The organism is Chloroflexota bacterium (assembly GCA_026706485.1).
Lineage (GTDB): Bacteria > Chloroflexota > UBA11872 > UBA11872 > UBA11872 > JAJECS01.
Genome location: JAPOYR010000013.1, coordinates 149,204 through 171,779, shown reverse-complemented (window position 1 = coordinate 171,779; position 22,576 = coordinate 149,204). Strand labels below are relative to the sequence as shown.

The following is a 22,576-nucleotide window of genomic DNA, read 5'->3' as shown; positions in this document are numbered from 1 at the left end:
GGCCGTCCGTCCCCCGGATAGTCGCCCGTGAGGATTGCCGACATCCGTCCCGGCCAGATGGTGTCCGGGACGTACGTAATCGCCTCGCCGGACGTGCGCACCAGCCGCAACGGCGACCCGTATTTGCGGGTGACGTTGCGGGATCAGGACCGCGACTCGATTGACGCAATCTACTTTTCCGTGCCGCCGGAGCTCGCCGCTGCCGTCGATGCGGGCCAGACCTACACCGTCGAAGGCCGCGCGGAGGAGTTTCGGGGGCGGGTGAACGTGAAGCTGACGCGCATGGAGCGTTCCGCGGTGCAGTGGGACGCCACGGCCCTATTGCCGCAGGGCGAACGCGATCCGGCGGCGCTCAGTGTAGCTATCGCCGCCGCCGCCGACTCGATCGGCAACGCCGGCGTGCAGGCCGTGGTGCGGGCGGTGCTGGCGCAGCCGGCTGTCACGGAGCGGCTGACGACGTGGCCCGCCGCCAAAGGGCGGCATCATGCCTGGGTGGGCGGGCTGGCCGAACACACGGTCGAGATGTTGGAACTGGCGGAGCGGGTGACCGAGACATTCCCCGAACTGGACCGCGACCTAGTGGTGGCCGGGGTGATTCTGCACGACCTGGGCAAGGTGCTGGAGCTCGAGGTCACCAGCGAGTTCTCCTATACGCCGGCGGGAAACCTCGAAGGCCACATGGTTCACGGCGTGCAGTTGCTCGACGCGGCCATTGACGAGGTCAAGTGTGATTCGGAAACGGCCATGCTCCTGCGGCATCTGGTGCTCAGCCACCAGGGCACTCGAGAGTTCGCGGCCGTGGTGGAGCCCATGATTCCGGAGGCCATCGCGCTGCATTTCATCGACCAACTCTCGTCGCAGGTGCGGCCGGCGCTGGAAGACGTCAACGCGGCCAGGGCGCGCGGCATCGGCGGAGCCACCGTGCGCGGGGCGACCAGCCTGCGTCAGCTCTACGTGCGCGCAACCAGCGACGACGGAGCGGGAAGCTCGCGCTAGGACCGGGGCGGAAGGGCCGCCAGGCGGTCGTCGATCTGCGCCAGCGCCGAACGCGCGGCAGCGGCCTTTTGCCGCTCCTTGTCGACCACGGCGGCGGGCGCACGCTGCGTGAAGGCCTGGTTGGCGAGGAGGGCTTCCGCGCGTTCCAGATCGGCCAATCGTTCCGCCCGCTCACGCGCCAGGCGCTCATGCTCGACGGCAATGTCGATCATCCCCGCGAGCGGCAGATTCACCTCGATTCCGGCCGTGCGCACGGTCACCGCGGGATCGTCGAACTGCGTGCCCTGGGGGTGGAAGGACAACGGCTCCACCCGCGCGAGCCGCTCCACGAAGATCCGCTCGCGCTCGATAAAGGCGGCCTGGCCATTGAGAACGATGCGCGCCTCGATCATGCGGCCCGGTTCCACCTGCGACTCATGCCGCGCGTTGCGAATCCCCTGCACGACGGCAATGAGATCCCGAACCTGGCGCACGGCCTCGGCGTTACCCGGCGGCGGCGGCTCGTCGATGCGCGTCACGATGAGCCACTCGGGTGCGTCCGGCGCGCCGCCGGCCTCGCGGAAGTGGCGCCAAATCTCTTCGGTCAACGACGGCATGAAGGGATGCAGCAGGCGCAGGCTGCCGTCCAGCACGTGCGCCAGCGTCGCGGCAACCCGGCGCGCCTCGGCTGGAGTGTCCGAATAGAGGCGAGTCTTGGCCGCTTCGACGTACCAGTCGAAGAACTCGGACCACAGAAAGTCGTGCAGCCGGCGGCCGGCTTCGCCGAACTGGTAGCTCTCCACCAGGCGCACGACGTCCGCGTGCAGCGCGCCGAACTGGGCGGTGATCCATTCGTCGACGATCGTCGGCGCGGCCGTCGCGTCGGACTCTGTCGTGCGCCCCATGGCGCCGATCACGAACTTCGCGCCATTCCACAGCTTGTTGGCGAAGTGGGCCGCGGCCTCGACGCGCTTCAGATTGATGCGCAGGTCGGCGCCTTCCGCCGTGGACGTCACCATCATGAAGCGCAGGGAGTCGGCGCCGTAGGGATCAATGATGTCGGCGGGATCGTCGCCGGGCTGATAGTTCGATTTCTCGATCTTGGACCCGTCGGCATGCCGCACCATGCCGTTCAAATAGACGGTGTGGAACGGCAGCCGGTCGGTGAGCTCGAGTCCGAGCATCACCATGCGCGCGACCCAGAAGAAGATGATGTCGCTCCCGGTTTCAAGCACGTCGGTGGGATAGAAGCGCTTGAAGTCGGGAGTCTCGTCCGGCCAGCCGAGCGTCGAGAAGGGCCAGAGCCCGGAGCTGAACCAGGTGTCGAGCACATCCGGATCCTGAGCCAGGTTCTCACTGCCGCATGCCGAGCAGCGCTCCGGATCGGTGCGGCTCACCAGCGTCTCGCCGCAGGCGTCGCAGTACCACACCGGGATGCGGTGCCCCAGCCATAGCTGGCGGGAGATGCACCAGGGCTGGATCATTTCCATCCAGCGCAAGAACTCGGCGGCGGCGCGTTGCGGATAAAACGTGAGCGTGCCGTCGTGGACGGCTTGCGCGGCGCGGTCGGCCAGGGGCCGCGCGTTGACGAACCACTGTTCCGACACGCGCGGTTCCACCACGGAGCCGTCGCGCTGGCAATGGCCGAGGGCGTGGGCGTGCGACTCGACGCGCTCGAGCAGGCCTTCAGACTCAAGGTATGCCACGTAGGCGCGGCGCCCCTCGAAACGGTCCAAGCCGGCCCACTGACCGGCTTGGTCGTTGAGCGAGCCATCGTCGTTGAGGATGCTGACGACGGGGAGCCCGTGCCGCCGGCTCATGCGCCAGTCGTTGGGGTCGTGGCCGGGGGTGATCTTCACGGCGCCGGTTCCGAATTCGCGGTCGACCTCGGGGTCGGCGATGACGGGGATTTCGCGTCCGATTCCGGGCACGACGGCGGTGCCGCCGACCAAGTGCCGGTAGCGCTCGTCGTCTGGATGCACGGCCACGGCGGTGTCCCCGAGCATCGTTTCGGGGCGGGTGGTGGCGACGACGATGTGATTGCCGTCCGTCAGCGGATAGCGGATGTGCCAGAGGTGACCCTCGACGGTCTCATGCTCGACCTCGAGGTCGCTGATTGCCGAGCGATCCTCCGGGCACCAGTTCACCAGGTATTCGCCGCGGTAGATGAGGCCCTTTTCGTAGAGGCGCACGAAGGCCTCGCGCACGGCGCGCGAGAGCTGGTCGTCCATCGTGAAGCGCTCGCGCGTCCAGTCCGCGGAGGCCCCAAGGCGGCGGAGTTGCTGCGTGATGCGAGAGCCATAGGTGTCGCGCCACTGCCAAAAGCGGCGATCGAACGCTGTCCGGCCGATCTCGTGCCGCGTCGTGCCTTCGCGGCGCAACTCGCGCTCGATCACCGCTTGCGTGGCGATGGCGGCATGGTCCGTGCCCGGAATCCACAGCGCGGCGCGCCCCCGCATGCGATGCCAGCGAATCATGAGGTCCTGGTAGGACACGAACATCACGTGGCCGTTGTGCAGGGCGCCGGTGATGTTTGGCGGCGGAATGGCGATCACGAACGGCTCACGGGCGGGATCCTCGGACGGGACGAAATGACCGGCGTCCTCCCACAGGTCGTACCAGTGGGTCTCGACGCGCGAGGCGTCGTAGGGTCCCTCCATGCCCGCGATGGCGGGAGCCGGGACGGGGTCGTGGGCCACGAGACTGCCTGTGCGAAAACCGGATTCCGACGCATTGTAGGTGCGCCTGTTGCGTCCGGCGTGAAGCTCAGCCGCTCCCCGGTGCGCCGAGCGAGTCCCAGGTGATTCGATTTGGGCGGCGATTCTTGACCGCGCGTGGCCTGGCCCCAATAATTGCGGCGACGCAGGGTCCGCCTGGGAGGCCGTGGCGGCGGGCGTGGCGCGTCGCAGCTTGCGCGAGGCGCGCGTGACGGCCGACGACAACACGACGCTGGGCTTGGCTCGCCAGATCTACGAGCTCGGCGGCATTGAGTTTGGCAGCTTTACGCTTGGGCGGTCGACGGTCGACTCGCCGGTTTATGTAAACCCGAAGCGCCTCATTGCCGTCCCCGCCGCGCTTCGCGCCGCCGCCGATTTGGTACGCCAGACGGCGGAGCTCGCGGTGGCGCGCCTGCACCATCCCGCCGAGCCGTGGGAGCTGGTGGCGGGCGTCCCCTTGGGTGGTCTGCATCTGGCGACCGCTTACTCCCTGGCCACCGACGTGCCCCTCGTCTACCTGTCGCCCCGGCTGTCATCCGACGAACTATTGCTCGAAGGCCGATTCCTGCCCGGGCAACATGCGCTGCTGGTCGACGATCTGATCACCACCGGCGGTTCGGTGATCGCCACGGCGAACGCCATGCGCGAGCAGGGGCTCGTGGTCCGCGACGTCATCGTGCTGATCGATCGCGATCTCGGGGCGGCTCGCCGTCTCCAGCACCACGGCTTGCACCTGCTGCCCATCCTCTCGTTGCGCACCATGCTCAACTTCTACATGAGCGAGCAGTTGATCCGGGAAGCGGACTACCGCCGCAGCCTCGACTACATCGCGCGGCATCAGGTGGTGTAGCGGGCCATGGCGACACGAAGACGAGATCGCGGGGCACGGCGCCCGCTGGACGGTTGGCGACAAGAGGAGTTGCTCGAGGCCGGCGCTGGGGACGCGACCGGCGCCGCGGTGCCGCCGCCGATCTACCACGCCCAATTGCGGCAACCAGCGCAACAGCCGCGGGTGCGCCGGGTGCAGGCGTTGCGTTTTCGCCGGGGCGCGGAGTTGCTCCTGGTCCTGCTGGCGGCCATTTCTGGCGTGCTGGTGCTGACGCGGATCTTTTCGTCGGTGGAGGCGCCGCTGCCGGACATGGGCCGGGTGGTGAACTTGCTCGACCGCGACATCGAGCGCGTGCAGGCCAATGCCCCGACGTTGGCTCGGACCAGCAACGCCGCATTCATCGACGACCCGTTCATCCAACCTCTGGAAGCTCCGCCCATCACGGCCGCCTCGGCGATGGTTGTCGATCTTTCGCAGCGCACCATCCTCTACGGGCGCGACACGCACGTGCCGCACGCACCCGCGAGCCTGGCCAAGCTGGCGACGGCCGTGGTCGCCCTGGAGCAGGCGCCGGCCGATTTGCGCATCCAGGTGCCGCCCGAGGCCGCCGAGCAGCCGCCCAACGTTCTCGGCCTGCGCCCTGGGGAGGTGCTCACGCTGCAAGATCTGTTGTTCGCCATGTTGCTGCCGTCGGCGAACGATGCGGCGGTGACGGTCGCGGATGGAATTGGCGGCGAGGCCTATACCGTGGCGCAGATGAATGACCTCGCGCGACGGCTGGGGCTGGGCAACACCACGTTCGCCAACCCGGTGGGATTCGACTCGCCCGACCACCGGAGCACCGCCTTCGAAATGGCCGTGCTCGCCGCCGACGCGATCGAACGCTTTCCGCTCATCGCGCGCATCGTCTCCACGCGCTCCTATGTGATTCCAGCCCGCCCGAATCACGGCGCCTACACCGCCACGAGCCTCAACGGCCTGCTGTGGTCCTATGACGGCGCCCTCGGCGTCAAGACCGGACGCACGCAGGATGCCGGCGGCAACATCATCGCCGCGGCCGAACGCGACGGGCGCCGGCTGATGGTCGTGATCCTGGGGAGCAGCCAGCGCGAGCGGGACGCGGCAGTGCTCCTGGATTTCGGATTCCAACTCCTCAACGCCCAGGGTTAGGATGCGGTGCTTGCGAGGATAGACGCGACGATTTCTCATCCCAAGGCGCCGGGAAAAGGTAAAGTGACGTACGGTGTATCGAAGCACCGTGGTCGGGAACGTGTCGGTCGCGACGCGTGGAACGGTCGCGACCGCGGCTGTGGCAGAACCCCGACAATGAGGACTCGTCCACCAAGGGCAGCGCTCTCGCTGCCGCAGCGAGGGAGAAATTAGCCGTGTTCACATCACTTGGGCCGCTTGAGTTGCTCATCATCTTGCTCATCGTGATCGCACTGTTCGGCGCCGGCCGCATCGCGGGCGTGGGGCAGGCGCTCGGCAAGAGCGTGCGCGAGTTCCGCAGCGAGGCGCGGGCGGGCCTCGAGGACGAGGAAGAAGAAGAGGGTGAGCAGGACGAAGCCGACGAGGCGCCGGAGACGCCGGCCACTACGGTTGCAAGCGCCGACGCCACGGCCGAAGGCGCGGCCGAAGCTCCCGCCGAGAAGAAGCCCGAGTCCTAGTCCCACGCTCCCGACCGCGCCGCAGGCGACGTTGACCTGCGGTGGTGGAGCGTGAGCGTTTGATGATCCCGCCGCGCGAGGCGGGCGCCCGCTTGCGTTCCGGCGTGGTCAGTCGGCCAATCGCCTGGCTGCATTCGCTGGCAATTGCCGCGGCCGGCGCGGCGCTTGCGCTCACGCTGCTCCCAACGACCGGCGCGGGCGCTCAGCAGCGCGACCTGTCCTTGCCCGAGGTCGTTCGCGTCTTGCTCAGCAACATGGGCGACACGCTCACGCTCGAGACGCAAGGCCCTTCGACGGCGGTTATCGACGGCCGCGCGCGGGACGTGGCCGCTGGGCAGCGAATTGTCGTCGGGCGCTCGTCGAGATACCTGGCATTCTCCGTGCAAGGGGCGGCGCCGTGGGCGCTGGAGATCGGCGTCGACGGCCCCGTGCGGGCGGCCGAGCCAAGCCTGGTGCATGTCGGTCCCTACGTTGACCTTGCGGTGCTCGAGCGCCATCGCCGGTTGCTTCGGACGGAGGCCGGCGTCGCCGCGCGCGTCCTGCCGCCGCGCCCCACCCTGGCGGTTGGCGAATGGGCGACGTTTGAGCTTCCGGAGCGACTCGACGTGCGGCCGGCTGAGTCTCATGTCCCGACGCATCTCAACGGTACGCCCTACCGCGGCGGATTCGACATCCGTCGGGTCGATAGGGGCTTTCTCGTGGTTAATCACGTGGGCCTTGCCGACTACCTGGCGTCGGTGGTGGGCGCGGAGATGCCCCGCAATTGGGAGATCGAGGCGCTGAAGGCGCAGGCGGTGGCGGCACGAACCTACGCCATCCAGCACTTGCGGCCGGACGAGATCTACGACATTTGCGACAACCAAAACTGCCAGGCCTATAGCGGCACGCGCAGCGAGTCCGAGCGAACGCAGGCGGCGGTGGCGGCGACGGCGGGAGTCGTGGCGATGTTCAACGGCGCGCCGATCGAGGCGCTGTACTCGGCGAATGCCGGCGACGTGACCGAAGATTCCGAGCACGTGTGGGGCACGCCGGTTCCCTATCTTCGCAGCGTGCCGTCTCCAGGTGACGCCGCCGCCCTGACCGTGTCATGGGGCGCCGAGGGTTATCGCTGGACGCGGACGATCCCGCTGTCCGAGCTGGCCGACTACCGGACCTTTCGCAACGGGGGCGTGGGCGCGATCGTGGATTTGCGCGTCCTGGAGCGCACGCCGGCGGGACGTCCGCTGCGGGTTCTGGTGGTCGGCGCCGCGGGCGAGGTGGAACTCTTCGGCGATGCGGTGCGCACGGCACTCGGCCTGCCCAGCGCGTTTGTCGAGCTGGAGCTTGCCCCGGTGGCGTCGCTGGAGCTGATCGGCGCGGCGCCCCGCCGCCTGGGCGCGTTGCTCCAAGAGGGACTCCGCATGACGTCCGTGCGCCGCAGCGTCGCCTTCGCCACGGCGCCGTCCGATATCGAGCTGGTGAACGGCGCCGTGCACGTCGCGGTATTCGAGCGCCCGCCCTCGCTGGTCCTCACGGGTCGCGGATTCGGCCATGGCCTGGGCATGAGCCAATGGGGCGCGCAGGGCATGGCGCTGGCCGGGCACACCTACGACGAAATCCTGACCCACTACTACACAGGCATCGAGTTGCGTGTGCTGGCATGAGTTCGCACGTTGACGCCCTGCGGCGCTCGCACCTAAACTCATTCCCGCGGCTGAGCAGTCGTCCGTGAAGCGTGCGCGAGCCGCCCACGGGTGGGTACCGAGCCTCAACCTACGGAGTAACGGGTCAACAATGTCGGTAGTGCATCGTCGGAGCGTCCCGCGGACTCGGAATGGCGGCGCGGAGCGCGCGCTGCAACGGCCATGAGCGAAGTCAACGGCGCGCCCGAGCCCGGCATGCAGCTGCCGGAACGAGTCGAAAGAGGCGACCTGCTGCTGTCGGTGCGAAACCTGCGCACGCACTTTCGGGTTCGCGACGGAGTGGTTCGGGCCGTCGACGGCGTGTCCTACGCCATCGAACGCGGCAAGACGCTCGGGTTGGTCGGCGAGTCCGGCTGCGGCAAGAGCGTCAGCGCGCTCAGCGTGATGCGCTTGATTCGTCCGCCGGGCGACATCGTCGGCGGCGAGGTGATGTGGCAGGATCGCGATCTGCGTGGCCTCAGCGACCGGGAGATGCGCCGCGTGCGCGGCGACGAGATTTCGATGATCTTCCAGGAGCCCATGACGGCGCTGAACCCCGTGTTCAACACCGGCAATCAGATTGGCGAGGTCCTGCGCGAACATCGCGACTTCACGGGCAAGCAGCGCTACGAACGGACGATCGAGGTGCTGCGTCTGGTGGGGATTCCCCAACCGGAGCAGCGGGTGAAGGCGTATCCCCATGAACTGTCGGGCGGTATGCGGCAGCGAGTGATGATCGCCATGGCGCTGGCGTGCGAACCCCAGCTGCTCCTGGCCGACGAGCCCACAACCGCGCTCGACGTGACGATTCAGGCCCAGATTCTCGAATTGATCCGGGAAATCCGGGCCCGGACCGGCATGGCGCTGTTGCTGATCACCCACGATCTCGGCGTGATTGCGGAAATGGCCGACGACGTGGCGGTGATGTACACCGGTGAGGTGGTCGAGTACGCCGACGTCAAGTCCTTGTTCGCCGCGCCGAAGCACCCGTACACGCGGGGGCTGATGACGAGCATTCCGAGCCTCATGACGGATCGCAGCGAGCGGCTCTCGACCATCCGCGGATCGGTGCCGCACATGATGCGGCTGCCGCTCGGCTGTCTCTTCCAGTCACGCTGTCCGGAGGCGATGAACATTTGCCGCGACAACCGTCCGCAACTTCAGCGGCTTGACGATGGGCGCACGGTGCGCTGTCACCTGTATCCCCAGCGACCATCCGGACACGACGGGGAGCCGCTGCCCCAAGCTCGGGCGACCGCGGGATCGGCGAACTGATGGCTACAGAAATCGATGCCGCGGGCAACGGTGCCTCCGACGATGTCCTCGTTTCCGTGCAGAAGCTCACCAAGCACTTTCCGGTGCGAGGCGGCATCCTCCTGCGCACCATCGCCCACGTGCACGCCGCCGACGACGTCTCCTTCGACATCAAGCGCGGCGAAACGTTTGGCCTGGTGGGCGAAAGCGGGTGCGGCAAGACCACCGTGGGCCGCACGATCCTCCGCATCTATCCACCGACGAGCGGCGAGATCTATTTCGGCGGCGAGGATGTGTCGAAGCTCGACCGCAAGGTGCTCGCCCGCAACATGCAGATCATCTTCCAGGACCCGTATGGGTCGCTGGATCCGCGTATCACGGTGGGCGGCATCATCGGCGAGGGCCTCGAGGTCCACAGGATTGGCACCCCCGACGAACGCAACGACCAGATCCGCGAAATCATGGACATCGTCGGCATCAGCAGCCACTACGCGCAGCGCTATCCGCACGAGTTTTCCGGCGGACAGCGCCAACGCATTGGCATCGCGCGCGCGCTGGTGCTGCGTCCGCAGTTCCTCGTATGCGACGAGCCGGTTTCCGCCCTCGACGTCTCGATTCAATCGCAGATTCTGAATCTGCTGCGCGACTTGCAGGGTGAGTTCGGCCTCACCTACCTGTTCATCGCTCACAACCTGGCCGTCGTCCGGTACGTGTGCGACCGCGTGGCGGTGATGTATCTGGGCAAGATCGTGGAGCAGGCCGATACGCCGGATCTCTTCAGCAACGCCATTCATCCCTACACCCGGGCGCTCATGGACGCTATTCCCGTTCCTGATCCGTCCGAGCAGCGGGAACGCCTGATCATTCCCGGCGAGTTGCCGAGTCCGACCAACCCGCCCCAGGGATGTCGCTTCAACACACGCTGCGCCGTCGCCCAGGATGTGTGCTTCAACGAGGAGCCGCCCCTGCGCGACTTCGGTGACGGTCACCTCGTGGCCTGCCACGTCGCGGAGGACTTTGACCGGCGCGGCACGCCGCTCCCGCAGCTCAGCAGCGAAATGCACGACGCCATCACCGACTCCGTCCGGAGTTCATCCACGGAGTAGGACCGAGGTTCGAACCGGTGCGTGGCTTAGGGCGCCACGATGACCCGGCCGCCCTGCATGACGAACTCGACCCGTTGCAGGGTGTCGAGGTCACGCAGTGGGTTTTCGCGCACGGCGACGAGGTCTGCCGCTGCCCCAGGTTGCAGGCTGCCCACGTGCGGATGGAGCCCAAGCGCCTGCGCCGCCACGCGCGTGCCCGACAGCAGCGCGTCAACGGGCTCCATGGTCTCGGCCATGAGTCTGAACTCAACCGCGTTCTCGTGGCCGTGCGGCATCTCGGCGCCGCCCGTCGTGTCGGTCCCGAGCGCCAGCCGCGCCCCGGCGGCGTAGGCCCTCCGCAACGAGCGCATCTGAGCGTCGTAGATCTGCCGGCCGTCGTCGCTGGTGGAAAACGCTCGCGCGCGTAGGGTTGGCACCAGATAGGTGCCGCGCTCGATGATCAAACCCAGGGTGTCGTCGGTGATGTTGTAGCCGTGCTCGACGGTGTCAACACCGCCGAGCACCGCCCGGCGGACACCTTCGTCGCCCATGGCGTGCGCCGCCACGCGCAGGCCCCAGGCATGCGCCTCCTCGACCACGGCTTGAACCTCGGCCACGGTGTAGGTCGGAATCTCGCCCCACGCCGCGTCGCCGCGCCCGGTGGAGGTTCCGATCTTGATGATGCTGGATCCTTCCCGAATGCAGCGATGCACGGCCTGCCGGCAGGCGTCGACGCCGTCCGCGGGCCGCACCCAGCGCCACGATGGCTCCATGCCGAACCAGGGGCCGCCGGTGCGGGCGATGGCATAGCCGGCGGCGATCATTCGGGGCCCCGGCACTGCGCCATCCTCGATGGCTTGCTTGAGAGCCACGGAGGTCTGCGATCCCAGGTCGCGTAGCGTGGTGAACCCGGCCTCGAGCAGCGCCCTGGCTTGCCCCGCCGACCGAATGGCGCGGTATTCGATGGGGCCGGGGTGCGCGTGCGCCGGGTTCTGCCCCATGAGATGGACATGAGCGTCGATCAGTCCCGGCAGTACCGTGCAGGGCCGGAGATCGACCACCAGGTCGTCGGGATGAATCTCGACATCGGACGCCGATCCGGCGGCGGCCACCTGGCCGCCGGCAACCACGACCACGGCGTCATCGGTGAGCGTCCGGCTCACCCCGTCGAAGAGCTTGCCGGCGCGCACGACGGTTTGCCCCGTCGGCGACGGGCCGTGAGACTCGTGGCTGTGGGTGTGCATTGGCAGGGCTCCCGTCGTCGACACGTTCGCATTGTGCCCGCGAATGCCAATCCGGCATGTCGAGCCGTGTCCGGTGCTATGGTCCGCCAATCGCACCGGCAACGACGCGCGAAATGAGGCCGTGAGCGTGAACGACGAGCGATTCCTGTTCGTGGGCACCTATACCGATCTGGGCGCGGAGGGTATCTATACCTGTCGCCTGAACGTTGCGACCGGCGCCGTCGAATGCATTGACGTGCAGCCCGGCATCGTGAATCCGACCTTCGTTGCCATCGACCCAACCGGCGACCACCTGTATGCCGCTTCCGAACAGGAATCCGGCCACGGCGTGGTCACGGCCTACGCCATCAATGGGAATGGCGCCCTCACGGTGCTCAACTCGGCGCACACCGGCGGCGCTGGGCCCTGCCACGTGCAGGTGGACCAAACGGATTCCTACGTCGTCGTGGCGAACTATTTCGGGGGCAGCGTGTGCCTGCTGCCGATCAAGCCGGACGGGTCACTAGGAACGCGCACCGATTTCGTCCAGCATCACGGCTCCTCGGTCCATCCCGAGCGCCAGCGACAAGCCCATGCGCATTGCGTGGTGATCGATGGCGCCAACACGCTGGTCTACGCCTGCGATCTGGGCATGGACGCCATCGTGGTCTACCGCATCGATCACGCTACCGGCCGTCTGATCGAGCAACCGGACCTGGCGGTGCGCGCCGAGCCGGGTGACGGGCCGCGGCATTTCACCTTCAATCCCGCCTCCGCCCATGCCTACGCGGTGAATGAGTTGGGGTCGTCGGTTTCCGCCTACGACTACGAGGCGGCGACGGGGACGCTGACGGTCAAGCAGAGGATCTCGACGCTTCCCGCGGCGTGGAGCGGCGACACCACCTGCGCCGACATTCACGCATCGCCGGACGGTCGGTTCGTCTACGCCTCGAACCGGGGGCACAACTCGATAGCGGCGTTTGCGGTCGAGTCAGGCACCGGTAGGCTCACGCCGGTTGGCCATACTCCGACCCGCGGCGATATCCCGCGGAACTTTCTCATCACGCCCGACGGCCGGTTCCTCCTTGCCGCCAACCAGAACTCCGACACCATCGTCACGTTCCGGGTCGATGCGGCTTCAGGCGGGCTCGAGTTCACCGGCCACGAGGCCGCCGTGCCCGCGCCCGTGTGTCTGAAGCTGGCGCCCCTGCGCGAATAGCCCGGTGCTCACCGATCCACGGGTCGAGTGGTCACACTGGCATGGTTCGCCCGGTGAGCGCCCGGCCCGCGGCGGCCAGGATGGGGCCGTCACCCGCCGCGATGAGCTTGGCGCCGATCTCGTTGATTAGCAGGTCGGCGCGCTGCTCCGGCGTGAGGGCCGGGTCGTCCCAGGCGCAGAGGAAGAGGATGCCCGCACGGTCGCAAGCGGCCTTCACCTGCCGCCAGGCGGCCTCCATTTGCGGGCTGTAGGGGGCGTTTTTCCACTCCGGATGGCCGAAGAACAGGCCCATGTCGCCGGGGCCCCATTCGCCGAATGCCACGCCCGGAACGGCCATGCAGGCGTCGGCGTGCGGCAGGCCGAAGCGGTCTTCAACCTTGATGCCGAGGGCCAGTTCACCGGCCGGATTGAGCGGCCAGGGGTCGGCGACGCGCACGTAGTCGGACACGTCCAGTCCCCAGATGTCGGCCGGGTATCCCTCGGCGCCGTGCCCGCGGGTGCCGATGCCCAGGTCGTCGCCCATGCCAACGGTCTGATGCGGAAAGCGGCAGGCCTCGACGAATGCCCGCACAGCCCGGGGGTCGCGCACGTGGGCCAGATAGAGTCCGTGGACGCCCGCTGAGAGGATGTGCCGAATCTGCCAGGCGTTGAGCCGAACCTCGTCGGCGCTCATGCCCGTGGCCGGCAGGGTGCACATCACCGTGGGCGTGCGGTGTCCGCTGCGCGTCGGACCGGCATCGACCATGCCGCGCATGAAGCGCGACAGCGCGACCGCATCGAGTCCCTGGTGCTCGAACTCGATCCGCAGGTAGTCGGCCCAGGTGCTGCTCAGCTCGCGGCCCAAGTCATAGCTGAGCTCGAGCGGGTCCACCCGGTCGTAGTAGACGGGCTGTCCTTGCTCCAGCAGCTCGATGCAACGATTGACGCGTGACACGTGGGCTCCCGGGTATCTGGTCGTGGCGGCGAGGCATCGTAGCGTAGCCGCGGCCGTTCATCGCTGGGCTTCGCGGCGTCGGCGTTGCCGCGGACGCGGCGGGGCGCGGATAATTGCATGGAGCCAAGGCCCTTGCACCTAGATGGGATCTCTCATGTCTGACAGCGACCCGGTATCCGACGCGCTCAATGCCCTTGTCTACGGTCTGGTGGTGGTCGGCACGAAGTCGGCGGACGGCGAGCCGAACGGCATGACGGCGAACTGGCTGACCCAGGTGTCCTTCGATCCGCGCGTGGTCGCGGTGGCGATTCAGGACGGGGCGCACACGCGGCAGAACATCGACGCGACGGGCGTCTTTTCGATTTCGGTCTTGCCGGACGGTTCCAAGGACCTCTCGCTCAAGTTCACGGCCAAGTCCACCAGCGGCGAGGGACGCCTGGAAGGCGAGCCGGTGACGACGTACGACACCGGCACTCCCGTCTTGGATGGGGCCGTGGCCTGGTTCGAGTGCCGCGTCGTGGGCAGCAGCCAGCCCGGCGATCACGTGGTCTACTTCGGCGAGGTCGTCGGCGGATCCGAACGCGGCGGCGAGCCGCAGCTCCTGTCCGCCACGGGGATGAGCTACGGGGGATAGTCTCGCTTGGTTGCCTGGCCTGACTGGCGGGGCATGAGCAAACGCCAGCCGCCGTTCGAACTGGCGCCTGGCTGCTACGCGGTGGACCGCTTTCTCAGCTCGTGGTGCTACCTGCTCACGGGCGCCGCGACGCTGCTGGTGGACACCGGGATGCCCGGACGGGCCGGCGCGATCCTGCGCGCCGCGCGCGAAGTCGGCATCGAGCCGTCCGGCATCGACCGCATCGTGCTGACGCACTTCGATATGGACCACAGCGGCAGCGCGGTGGAGCTGCAGCGGCGAACCGGGGCACCGGTCCTGATTCACGAGGCCGACGTGCCATATTTGGCGGCGCCGGAGACGTGTCCCCGTCTCCGCTCGGTGCTCTACTGGCCACTCATTCCCTGGATCATGCGCTGGCGACCGCCGGTGGACGTTTCGCCGGTGCAAGAAGGCGACATGATCGACGACTGGCACGTGCTGCACACGCCGGGCCACACGCCCGGCAGCATGTCACTCCAGCGCGGCGATGTGCTCGTGGCGGGTGACGCTCTCCTTCACAGTCGCGGCCGCTTGCACGAAAACGTGCCCTGGCTGGCCACCAGCCGCGCTGAGCAGCGCGCGTCCGCCCGCCGCCTGGCGGCGAGCGGCGCGCGCGTGGTGCTACCCGGGCACTACAGCCCCTGCACCGACCCCGAGGCTCTGTCGGCCCTGGCGCGGCGTCTCGAGCGCCGCTGATCAGACGATCTTGTTGAGCGGGTACTCGATGATGCCTTCGGCGCCCTTGGCGCGAAGCTCCGGGATCAGCTCCCGCACCTCGTGCTCCGACACGACGATCTCGATGGACAGCCAGTCGGTGCCGAAGAGATTGGCGACCGTCGGCGCGGTGATGCTCGGCAGCACCTCGACGATGTCTTCCACTCGCGTCCGCGGCACGTTCATCTTGAGCCCCACCCGTGACTCCGCTTCCAGCGCGCCCTTGAGCAACAGCGCGATCTGATCGATCTTGCGCCGCTTGTCCGGGTCGGCGTAGGCGGTGTGGTTGGCGATCAGCTGCGGATTCGAGGTGGTGAGCGTCTCGATGACGCGCAGCCCGTGCGCCCGGATCGTGGTCTCGGTTTCGGTGACCTCGACGATGGCGTCGGCCAGGCCCTCGGCGGCCTTGAGCTCGGTAGCGCCCCAGGAGAACTCGACGGAGACGTCGATCCCGCGATCGCTGAAGTACTTGGTGGAGAAGTTCACCAGCTCAGTGGCGATCTTGCCGCCCTGCAGATCTTCCGCGCACTGGGCCGGCGAGTCGTTGGGCACCGCCAGCACCCAGCGAGTCGGCTGGAAGCTGGCCTTGGAATAGACCAGATCCGCGACGACGCGCACGTCGGAGGCGTTCTCGAGGGTCCAGTCGAGCCCGGTGATGCCCGCGTCGAGGCTGCCGTCGGCAACGTAGCGCGAGATTTCCTGAGCCCGGACCAGCTTGCAGCGCACATGCTCGTCGTCGATGCCCGGTACGTAGTTGCGCGACGACACCGAGACGCTCCAGCCCGCGCGGCGGAGCAACTCAATGGTCGCGTCCTGCAAACTGCCCTTGGGAATTCCCAACTGCACCGGATCCATAGCTGATGTGCGCTCCCACATAAACGCGCGCCGCCTGGGCGCGCCGGCTGATTGTCGCGCATTCGACGCTGCGCGCGGCGGTTTGGGTCGGGTGGAAGCCGCGACACGTGCGCGGCTTCTGCCATCGGTTTGCGATTGCTGACGCATCATCCGTGTCGCTTCAGGCGCCCGCTGCGCAGCGCATAGCGCTCGGCGGCGCGGAAGACCACGACGCCCAGCGGCAGGGCCACCGCCGCGATGGCCAGCAGCGGCGGGAACACCTCGGCGACATCGCCGATGGTTGCGCCGTCCAGCACCGCGGCGCGCATGCCCTCCAGCACGTAGGTGGCCGGCGACAAGCGCCCCACGACCTGGAGCCAGCCCGGCAGCACCTCGATCGGGTAGAACACGCCGGACACCAGCAGCAGCGCCGCGAGGGTGATCATCACCATCTGTTCGCCGCGTTCCAGGAACAGCAGCGGCAGCGCGGCCACCATAAGCGCTAATCCGAGAAACCCAACGCTGCCGACGCTGATCGTGGCCAGTGCCGTGAGCCAGTTGGCCTGCAGCAGGTCGAGGTCGAAGAACAGCGAGACGAAACCCAGCACCAGGAGGGCGCGGATGAAGGCGTACACAATCGCAAAGGCGCTGGTGCCGGCCACCATGGCGAGACGCCGGGCCGGGGCCATGAAGGTGCTTTCAATCGTTCCTCCCCAGCGCTGCCAGGCGATCATGAAGCCGACGGAGTCGAACACCTGCTGCAGATAGGCCCACACCACGGTGCCGACGACCAGAAAGAGCACCAGCCGGTCGGTGGCAAAGGCTTGGCCCGTGACCTCGCGTCCGCCGGGCGCGATGTAGGCCACCGTTAGCGCGTTGACGATGGCAAAGGCCAACCAAACGGCTTCCCAGCCCCAGTAGCGCTTGATGGCGCGGAAATTCAGTTCCACAAAGGCGTAGGACGCGCGCCATTCACGCCGGGCGGCAATCATGGTCTCGTCTCCTCCCCGACGCCGGCAGGCTCGAGCCGCGCCGAGCGTCCATTGGTGGTGTCGCCCAGGGCATGGCCCGTGAGGCGAATGAAGGCGTCCTCAAGCGTCTCGCCGGGCGCGGCCAGCGATTCGGGCGTTCCCTCGGCGACGATCCGGCCGTCGTCGAGCACGGCCATGCGATCGCACAGCCGGGCTATCTCGTCCATGTCGTGCGACATGAGCAGCACCGTGGCGTCGTGGCTGTCGCGTACTTCCTGGATGAAGGCCTGTACGTCGCGCTTAGAGGCCGGATCCAGCCCGGTGGTCGGCTCGTCGAGCACCAGCAGCACTGGCGAGGTCAGGAAGGCTCGCGCCACCGCTACCTTTACCTTCTGCTGCATGCCGCGCGACATCTGCTCGACCGGTCGCGTGAGCGGGTCACCGCTGATGCCCAGCCGTTGCAGAATCTGCCGCACGCGGGGCTCGGCGGCGCGCGGCGGCAGGTCGTAGAGCCGCCCCGAGAACACGAGGTTTTCCAGCGGGCTCAGCTTCTTGAAGAACGACGCGTCGACCGACACGCGATTCAGCAGGCGCCGCACGTCGGCGGACTCACGCTCCACGTCGCGGCCAAACACGCGCGCGCGGCCCGCGTCGGGCGTCAAAAGCGTGGCCACGATGCGGGCCAGCGTGGACTTGCCGGAGCCGTTCGAGCCGACGACGCCGTAAATCTCGCCTCGCGCCACCCGCAACGTGACGCGGCGCAGTGCGGCGACCCGGGTCACGGGCCGTCCGACCAGGCGGCGCAGCTCGCCCGCGAGACCCGACGGGTCGAAGGCTTTTTCCAATTCAACGATTTCAACGGCGGTGGTCATTTCTCATCCTTGCGGTTGGGGTGCGGCGGTTTGCGACAACAAAAAAAACCGCGGAGCGTCTGGTGGGCTTGTGCCCGACGTCCGCGGTCGTTCGCGCGTTGGTTTACGACGTCAGCGGTTGGGGCACAGTCCTCCCGGAGTCGGCATATGGCTGCCGTGGCGGAAGCGGATCTTCGTCCCCATCAGGAACTATCGCAATCTCAACGTCGTACTGCTGACTAGCATCCTAGGCGCTAACGGCCGAATGTCAACGCCTCGGCGGTCGTGAGCTGGCGATAGGCTCCGCGGCCATAGGCGTAGGTCGCGATGGCTTCGACGATCAGGCTGGCCGCCCAGGCGCCGGCGCCCACCGCAACGCCGGGTAGTCCCTCCAACCCGAGCGCCAGCACCACGAAGACCAGCAGCGCGGCGAGCCGCCACACGTTCACGTAGAGAATCGGGCGGGTGCGTCGGACCTGCATGAGCGCCGAGGCGAATACCTGCTCCTGCACCAGGATCAACGGTAGGGGCGCCAGCACGCGCAGCCCCAGCAGCGATAGCTCGCCCAGCCGGTCACGCGCGCCGCTGATGTCCTCGATGACCAGCTGGCTCAGCGGCGGCACGAATGCCGACGCCATCGCGGCGATCAAAACGACGCCGGCGACGCCGTTGGTCAAGACCGTGATCCGGCGCATGCCGTCGCCTCGCGCCAGCAGCGCGAGAATCGAGGGCTGGGCGCCCCACAGCAGGATGGTCAGGAACTGAAAGAGCCCGATGGCGATGGCGAAGGCGGCCAACGAGGTCTCGGGCTCGGCGGTGCGGGCCAGGGCCGCGTTGACGATTGGGGTGGTCGCGGCTGGAAGCAGCGAGGCGAAGATGAGCGGCGTGAAGAAGCGCGCCACGGCGCCCAGGCTGGAATCGAGGCCGCGCGGTGAGTGCGCGGGCAGCCCGTGCCGCAACAGGTTGCGCGTGGCCGCCATCAGCATGACGGTCTCCAGGCCGGCGGCCAGGGTCGTCCCCACACCGGCCGCAGCCGCGCCCTGTATGCCCGTCGCGATCAGCGCGGCGGAGATGGCAACGGCGCCTCCGGCCCCGAGCCCGGTGCCCAGCCACACCAACCGCGCCTGCCCGAGTCGCAGCGCGGCGCCGTGCAGGTGCGTGCGCGCCACCATGAATATCGGCAGCGGGCACAGCGCCACCAACGCCGCCCGCGCTTGAGTGAGCAAGTCGCCGGTGGCGGCAAAGATGCCTTCGAGGATCAACTCGGCCAGCGGGGTGAGGGCCGCGACGCAGCTGATCGCACCGACGACCGCGGCCGTGATGGCGACGAACCGGCGCAGGCTGCGCAACGCGTGATGATCGTGCAGGAACACCAGCGTCAGCTGCTGAATGCGGAACTGGGGCAGTGCCACGATGGTGATGACCCCCAACGCCACGGAGAAGCCAGCAATCGACGCCTCGGGATCGACGGCTCGCGCCAGCAGGGCGTTCATGGCCGGGGCCAGCAGGCTGGCAATGCCCAGGTTCACCGAGGCCGGGAGCCACAGCGTCACTCCGCGTCGCGTGAACGCCGCCCAGCCGTCGGACGCGGCTTCCGCCGTCATGCGCGTCGCGCTAGCCGGCGAACCAGGTATTCAGCCGCTTCCGGAACTTCGTGGCGTAGGCGTGCAGCGAACTGCCGGCATGCACCCACGCCGGCGCCAGCTCCATGTGCAGCTCGGCCTCGCGCAGGTTGTCCAGAAACTCGGCGGGATCGTTCCACGGCTTGAGCACCTGCCAGCTCACGCCCACCTCGCGGGCGAGATGCGAGTCCGAGCCGACGGACGCCACGAGGCCATGGTCGTGCGCATAGTCCTGCGCCGTGCGGTTGTCGCGCTCGCGCAGGGTGCGCCCGTTGAACACCTCGAGGATGTCGATGTGCTCGCGAATGCTCTCCGTGGCTTCCCGCAGCGCCGACCGGCGCAGGCTGTCGAAGGGGTGCGGCACGAGCACCAGCCCGCCCTGGTCCTTGATGGCGGCCACGGTGTCCCTGGGCGACATGTCGCGCGGGATTTCTTCTTCCAGGAAGAGGCCGATGATGTCGCCGGCGGTGCTCTTGATCTCCTCGGCGAGGATGGTGGGCAGGGGTGAGACGCGCGCCATCTCGAAGGCGCCCGCCATGGTGTTGTGATCCGTCACCGCCAGCGCCTCGATGCCGCGATCTTGCAGCAGCTCGATGAGTCGGGTCGGGCTCAGCCCGCAGTCGGGCGACGCGTGCGTGTGGGCGTGAAGCTCCAGGCGGAGGCGGCCGTCAGGTGTCGTCATTCAGTGGTGGCCTGAGGCCGGGCGCGCGTGGTCGCAACCTATCCGGCTTCGGCCGCCTGCTCCTCGCGCAGCGCCTTCAACCGGCCCGTGCCCATGATGCCGTCGCGCTGGATCTTGCGCTGCAGCATCATGATGCCGTCGATGAGCGCCTCGGGTCGCGGCGGGCACCCGGCGATGTAGACGTCCACCGGCACCACGCGGTCGACGCCCTGCAGCGTGCTGTAGCTGCGGAAGGGCCCGCCGCAGGTGGCGCACGCGCCCATGGCGATCACCCACTTGGGGTCGGGCATCTGGTCATAGAGGCGCTTGACGACGGGGGCCATCTTGTTGGTGACGGTGCCGGAGACGACCATCACGTCCGACTGCCGCGGCGACGAGCGAAAGATGGTGCCGAAGCGGTCGAGATCGTAGTGGGGCGAGGCGCTCGCCATCATCTCGATGGCGCAGCAGGCCAGCCCGAACCCCATGCCCCACAGCGCGTTGGACTGGGCCCAGGAAAAGAGCTTGTCAACCGTGGTGGTCATGGCGTCCAGCACGCCGACGCGGTCCGACAGTTGCCGCAGCGGGATCGTGTCGTCGCCGTAGACCATGGGCGCCTTGCCCCACGGCTGCTCGCCCAGCGGGATATTGTCCAGCCCGAAGTCGTGGCGGCGCTCGCCGGGTGAGCCGTTGCCGTCGGTGCTTGCCATGGTGCTCGGACCTCCGTCCGCTTGCGTCGTCCCTGCGAACCTCGACAATTGTAAGCGGTTGCGCCGTCGTCTTCACGGGCGCATTGGCGCACAATGCCCACATCGACCCCGGAGGTCCGTCCAATCAGCGCCCCCAGCACCGTTTCGTGCCGCTTCCTGCCCGAGGACCGCGCGATCGAAGCCGAAGTCGGCACCACGATCCTCGACGCCGCCCATGCCAACGACGTTCCCGTGGAGACGGTGTGCGCCGGCAAGGGCACCTGCGGCACCTGCCGGGTGCTGGTGCGCGACGCCGAGGTTCCCGAACCCACGCCGCACGACAAGCGCCGCCTGGCGATCGCGCAGCTGGCCGGCGGCTGGCGGCTGGCCTGCCAGCACCCGGTGGACCAAGGCGCGGTCTATTCGCATCCGCTTGGGATTCGCGCGGTGCGGGTGGTGGAAAGCGCCGGATTGGGGCGCATCAGTCTCGACCCCAACATCCAGAAGATTTATGTCAAGCCGTCACCGCCAACCCTGCACGATCCTCGCGCCGACTGGAGCCTGGTGCAGGACGAGCTGGCCGCGGCCGCGGGCGACCTCGATCCGACACGGGATGCGTTGAGCCGGCTGGGGGCGATCGGCGAGGACATCAGCCAGGGCGTCACGATCGTGATCGCGGGCAACCGGGTGATCTCGGTCGAGCGCGGCGATACCACCGGCACGGCCTACGGCCTGGCCTTCGACATCGGCACGACCACGGTGGTCGGGGCGCTGATGGACTTGACCACCGGGCAAGAAGTCGCCGTGGCGTCGGACATCAACGGCCAGCACATCTACGGCGGCGACGTGATCAGCCGCATGAGCGCCACCATGCGCGGTCCCGAGTTCGTCGAGCGGCTGCATCGGGCGATCCTGGACACCGTGCGCGGCATCGCCACGCGCTGCCTGGAGGCCGCCGACGTGCGGCCGGACCGCGTGTACGAGGCCACGTTCGTCGGCAACACGGTGATGACGCACCTGCTGCTGGGCATCGATCCGTCGCGCATCTCGTATTCGCCGTTCGCGCCGACCACGGTGGACCCGGTATCGCTGCGGGCGTCGGAGCTCGACTTGCCGGTGCTCCCGTCGGCGTGGGTGTGGGTGGCGCCGGCGGTGGCCAGCTATGTCGGCGGCGACATCGTGGGCGTGATGCTGAGCACGAACCTGGGCCGCCGCCGCGGTACGACGCTGGTGATCGACGTGGGCACCAATGGAGAGATCGTGCTGGCGCACAAGCGGCGGCTCTTCGCGACGGCGGCGCCCGCCGGACCGGCATTCGAGGGCGCAGAGATCACGCGCGGCATGCGCGCGGCGCCCGGGGCGATCGAGCGCGTGCGGATTACCCCCACGTCGGTGGATGTGGACGTGATCGGCGGCGGCGAGCCCGAGGGCATCTGTGGATCGGGCCTGGTGGATGCCGTGGCCGAGCTGCTGCGCGTGGGCGCGGTGGCGCCGAGCGGCCGGCTGCTCTCGCGGCACGAAATGGAGCAGGTCCTGCCCGGCCTGGCCGGCCGGGTGCGGCCGGACGACACGGGCGGCGAGTTCGTGCTCACGGGCGATCCGGCGTTGCCGGAGGAGAGCATCGCGCTGCATGCGCAGGACATCCGCCGTTTGCAGTTAGCGAAGGGCAGCATTCGCTGCGGCACGAACGTCCTCTTGCGCGAGGCCGGCCTGCAGCCCTCCGATCTCGACCGCGTGCTGCTGGCGGGCGCCTTCGGCAGCTATATCGACCCGGCGCAAGCCCTGGCCATCGGGCTGCTGCCGCCGGTGCCGGAGGAGGCGGTGGAGGCCATTGGCAACGCCGCCGGCCACGGCGCGCGCATGTGCCTGCTCTCGCTGACGTCGCGCGTGCGCGCCACCGACCTGCCCGGCCACGTGCATTATGTCGAGCTGTCCGCCGTCCCCGACTTCCAGGATCAGTTCGGCGACGCCATGGGCTTCCCGGCGCCGGACGGAGATTCGGGCTAGGTCTCAGC

Annotated in this window: 20 protein-coding genes; 11 read left to right on the top strand and 9 right to left on the bottom strand. The window is 68.2% G+C overall.

Annotated elements, in window-relative coordinates:
- The first annotated feature begins 27 nt into the window (after positions 1–27).
- Positions 28–996: an HD domain-containing protein gene (locus tag OXG79_14300; GenBank protein MCY3784936.1), complete on the top strand. Its 969-nt coding sequence runs from the start codon at positions 28–30 to the stop codon at positions 994–996.
- Here OXG79_14300 and OXG79_14295 read toward each other — a convergent pair.
- On the bottom strand, positions 993–3,674 hold the full coding sequence (locus tag OXG79_14295; protein ID MCY3784935.1) for a valine--tRNA ligase: 2,682 nt from the start codon (positions 3,672–3,674) through the stop codon (positions 993–995). The two genes, OXG79_14300 and OXG79_14295, sit on opposite strands and share 4 nt — an antisense overlap.
- Before the next feature lie 196 nt (positions 3,675–3,870).
- On the opposite strand from OXG79_14295, the gene OXG79_14290 reads away from it, so the two are divergent.
- The 6 genes from OXG79_14290 (at position 3,871) to OXG79_14265 (ending at position 10,209) form a co-directional block, all read left to right on the top strand.
- A complete protein-coding gene (locus tag OXG79_14290; GenBank protein MCY3784934.1) occupies positions 3,871–4,542 on the top strand; it encodes a phosphoribosyltransferase family protein in 672 nt (223 codons plus the stop codon).
- 6 nt (positions 4,543–4,548) lie between these two features.
- Positions 4,549–5,691: a D-alanyl-D-alanine carboxypeptidase gene (locus tag OXG79_14285; GenBank protein MCY3784933.1), complete on the top strand. Its 1,143-nt coding sequence runs from the start codon at positions 4,549–4,551 to the stop codon at positions 5,689–5,691.
- 215 nt (positions 5,692–5,906) lie between these two features.
- Positions 5,907–6,188 carry a twin-arginine translocase TatA/TatE family subunit gene (locus tag OXG79_14280; GenBank protein MCY3784932.1) on the top strand — a complete coding sequence of 94 codons (282 nt, stop codon included), beginning with the start codon at positions 5,907–5,909 and terminating at the stop codon, positions 6,186–6,188.
- A 44-nt stretch (positions 6,189–6,232) separates the two neighbouring features.
- Entirely contained in the window at positions 6,233–7,831 is a 1,599-nt protein-coding gene (locus OXG79_14275) for a SpoIID/LytB domain-containing protein (protein ID MCY3784931.1), read from the top strand.
- Positions 7,832–8,065: 234 nt separating this feature from the next.
- The gene (locus OXG79_14270; protein ID MCY3784930.1) at positions 8,066–9,124 is read left to right on the top strand and encodes an ABC transporter ATP-binding protein; all 1,059 of its coding nucleotides are present in this window, start codon (positions 8,066–8,068) and stop codon (positions 9,122–9,124) included.
- Positions 9,124–10,209, top strand: coding sequence for an ATP-binding cassette domain-containing protein (locus tag OXG79_14265; protein ID MCY3784929.1), 1,086 nt, complete (start codon positions 9,124–9,126; stop codon positions 10,207–10,209). Before OXG79_14270 ends, OXG79_14265 begins: the two co-directional genes overlap by 1 nt.
- A gap of 26 nt (positions 10,210–10,235) precedes the next feature.
- Here the strand turns inward: OXG79_14265 and OXG79_14260 are convergent, their stop codons facing one another.
- Positions 10,236–11,432, bottom strand: coding sequence for an amidohydrolase family protein (locus OXG79_14260; GenBank protein ID MCY3784928.1), 1,197 nt, complete (start codon positions 11,430–11,432; stop codon positions 10,236–10,238).
- A 43-nt stretch (positions 11,433–11,475) separates the two neighbouring features.
- On the opposite strand from OXG79_14260, the gene OXG79_14255 reads away from it, so the two are divergent.
- Positions 11,476–12,630, top strand: a complete 1,155-nt coding sequence (locus OXG79_14255) for a lactonase family protein (GenBank protein MCY3784927.1) — start codon at positions 11,476–11,478, stop codon at positions 12,628–12,630.
- A 31-nt stretch (positions 12,631–12,661) separates the two neighbouring features.
- Here the strand turns inward: OXG79_14255 and OXG79_14250 are convergent, their stop codons facing one another.
- Entirely contained in the window at positions 12,662–13,564 is a 903-nt protein-coding gene (locus tag OXG79_14250) for a hypothetical protein (protein ID MCY3784926.1), read from the bottom strand.
- Between the two features lie 154 nt (positions 13,565–13,718).
- Between OXG79_14250 and OXG79_14245 the strand changes: the two genes are divergently transcribed.
- Together OXG79_14245 and OXG79_14240 are read left to right on the top strand one after the other, a co-directional pair.
- Positions 13,719–14,198 (top strand): flavin reductase family protein, encoded by a 480-nt coding sequence (locus OXG79_14245; protein ID MCY3784925.1) that lies wholly within the window; start codon positions 13,719–13,721, stop codon positions 14,196–14,198.
- A 33-nt stretch (positions 14,199–14,231) separates the two neighbouring features.
- Complete coding sequence (locus OXG79_14240; GenBank protein ID MCY3784924.1) at positions 14,232–14,915, top strand: MBL fold metallo-hydrolase; 684 nt, start codon at positions 14,232–14,234, stop codon at positions 14,913–14,915.
- On the opposite strand, the gene hisG is transcribed toward OXG79_14240, so the two are convergent.
- The 6 genes from hisG to OXG79_14210 form a co-directional block, all read right to left on the bottom strand.
- A complete protein-coding gene (hisG, locus tag OXG79_14235) occupies positions 14,916–15,788 on the bottom strand; it encodes an ATP phosphoribosyltransferase (GenBank protein MCY3784923.1) in 873 nt (290 codons plus the stop codon).
- A 146-nt stretch (positions 15,789–15,934) separates the two neighbouring features.
- Positions 15,935–16,759 (bottom strand): ABC transporter permease, encoded by an 825-nt coding sequence (locus OXG79_14230; GenBank protein MCY3784922.1) that lies wholly within the window; start codon positions 16,757–16,759, stop codon positions 15,935–15,937.
- Entirely contained in the window at positions 16,756–17,610 is an 855-nt protein-coding gene (locus OXG79_14225; protein MCY3784921.1) for an ABC transporter ATP-binding protein, read from the bottom strand. Before OXG79_14225 ends, OXG79_14230 begins: the two co-directional genes overlap by 4 nt.
- A gap of 233 nt (positions 17,611–17,843) precedes the next feature.
- A complete protein-coding gene (locus tag OXG79_14220) occupies positions 17,844–19,193 on the bottom strand; it encodes a hypothetical protein (protein MCY3784920.1) in 1,350 nt (449 codons plus the stop codon).
- 10 nt (positions 19,194–19,203) lie between these two features.
- Positions 19,204–19,893, bottom strand: a complete 690-nt coding sequence (locus tag OXG79_14215) for a PHP domain-containing protein (GenBank protein ID MCY3784919.1) — start codon at positions 19,891–19,893, stop codon at positions 19,204–19,206.
- A gap of 38 nt (positions 19,894–19,931) precedes the next feature.
- Positions 19,932–20,417: an NADH-quinone oxidoreductase subunit B gene (locus OXG79_14210; protein MCY3784918.1), complete on the bottom strand. Its 486-nt coding sequence runs from the start codon at positions 20,415–20,417 to the stop codon at positions 19,932–19,934.
- Between the two features lie 258 nt (positions 20,418–20,675).
- Between OXG79_14210 and OXG79_14205 the strand changes: the two genes are divergently transcribed.
- Positions 20,676–22,568 (top strand): ASKHA domain-containing protein, encoded by a 1,893-nt coding sequence (locus OXG79_14205; protein MCY3784917.1) that lies wholly within the window; start codon positions 20,676–20,678, stop codon positions 22,566–22,568.
- The last annotated feature ends 8 nt before the right edge of the window (positions 22,569–22,576 follow it).

What these genes read in the sequence shown, in the direction of transcription:
- OXG79_14285 (MCY3784933.1), top strand. Translation starts at nt 4,549, where the DNA reads ATGGCGACACGAAGACGAGATCGCGGGGCACGGCGCCCGCTGGACGGT.
- OXG79_14270 (MCY3784930.1), top strand. Translation starts at nt 8,066, where the DNA reads ATGCAGCTGCCGGAACGAGTCGAAAGAGGCGACCTGCTGCTGTCGGTG.
- OXG79_14265 (MCY3784929.1), top strand. Translation starts at nt 9,124, where the DNA reads ATGGCTACAGAAATCGATGCCGCGGGCAACGGTGCCTCCGACGATGTC.
- OXG79_14260 (MCY3784928.1), bottom strand. Translation starts at nt 11,432, where the DNA reads ATGCACACCCACAGCCACGAGTCTCACGGCCCGTCGCCGACGGGGCAA.
- OXG79_14255 (MCY3784927.1), top strand. Translation starts at nt 11,476, where the DNA reads ATGCCAATCCGGCATGTCGAGCCGTGTCCGGTGCTATGGTCCGCCAAT.
- OXG79_14245 (MCY3784925.1), top strand. Translation starts at nt 13,719, where the DNA reads ATGTCTGACAGCGACCCGGTATCCGACGCGCTCAATGCCCTTGTCTAC.
- OXG79_14240 (MCY3784924.1), top strand. Translation starts at nt 14,232, where the DNA reads ATGAGCAAACGCCAGCCGCCGTTCGAACTGGCGCCTGGCTGCTACGCG.
- hisG (MCY3784923.1), bottom strand. Translation starts at nt 15,788, where the DNA reads ATGGATCCGGTGCAGTTGGGAATTCCCAAGGGCAGTTTGCAGGACGCG.
- OXG79_14230 (MCY3784922.1), bottom strand. Translation starts at nt 16,759, where the DNA reads ATGATTGCCGCCCGGCGTGAATGGCGCGCGTCCTACGCCTTTGTGGAA.
- OXG79_14225 (MCY3784921.1), bottom strand. Translation starts at nt 17,610, where the DNA reads ATGACCACCGCCGTTGAAATCGTTGAATTGGAAAAAGCCTTCGACCCG.
- OXG79_14220 (MCY3784920.1), bottom strand. Translation starts at nt 19,193, where the DNA reads ATGACGGCGGAAGCCGCGTCCGACGGCTGGGCGGCGTTCACGCGACGC.
- OXG79_14215 (MCY3784919.1), bottom strand. Translation starts at nt 19,893, where the DNA reads ATGACGACACCTGACGGCCGCCTCCGCCTGGAGCTTCACGCCCACACG.
- OXG79_14210 (MCY3784918.1), bottom strand. Translation starts at nt 20,417, where the DNA reads ATGACCACCACGGTTGACAAGCTCTTTTCCTGGGCCCAGTCCAACGCG.
- OXG79_14205 (MCY3784917.1), top strand. Translation starts at nt 20,676, where the DNA reads ATGCCCACATCGACCCCGGAGGTCCGTCCAATCAGCGCCCCCAGCACC.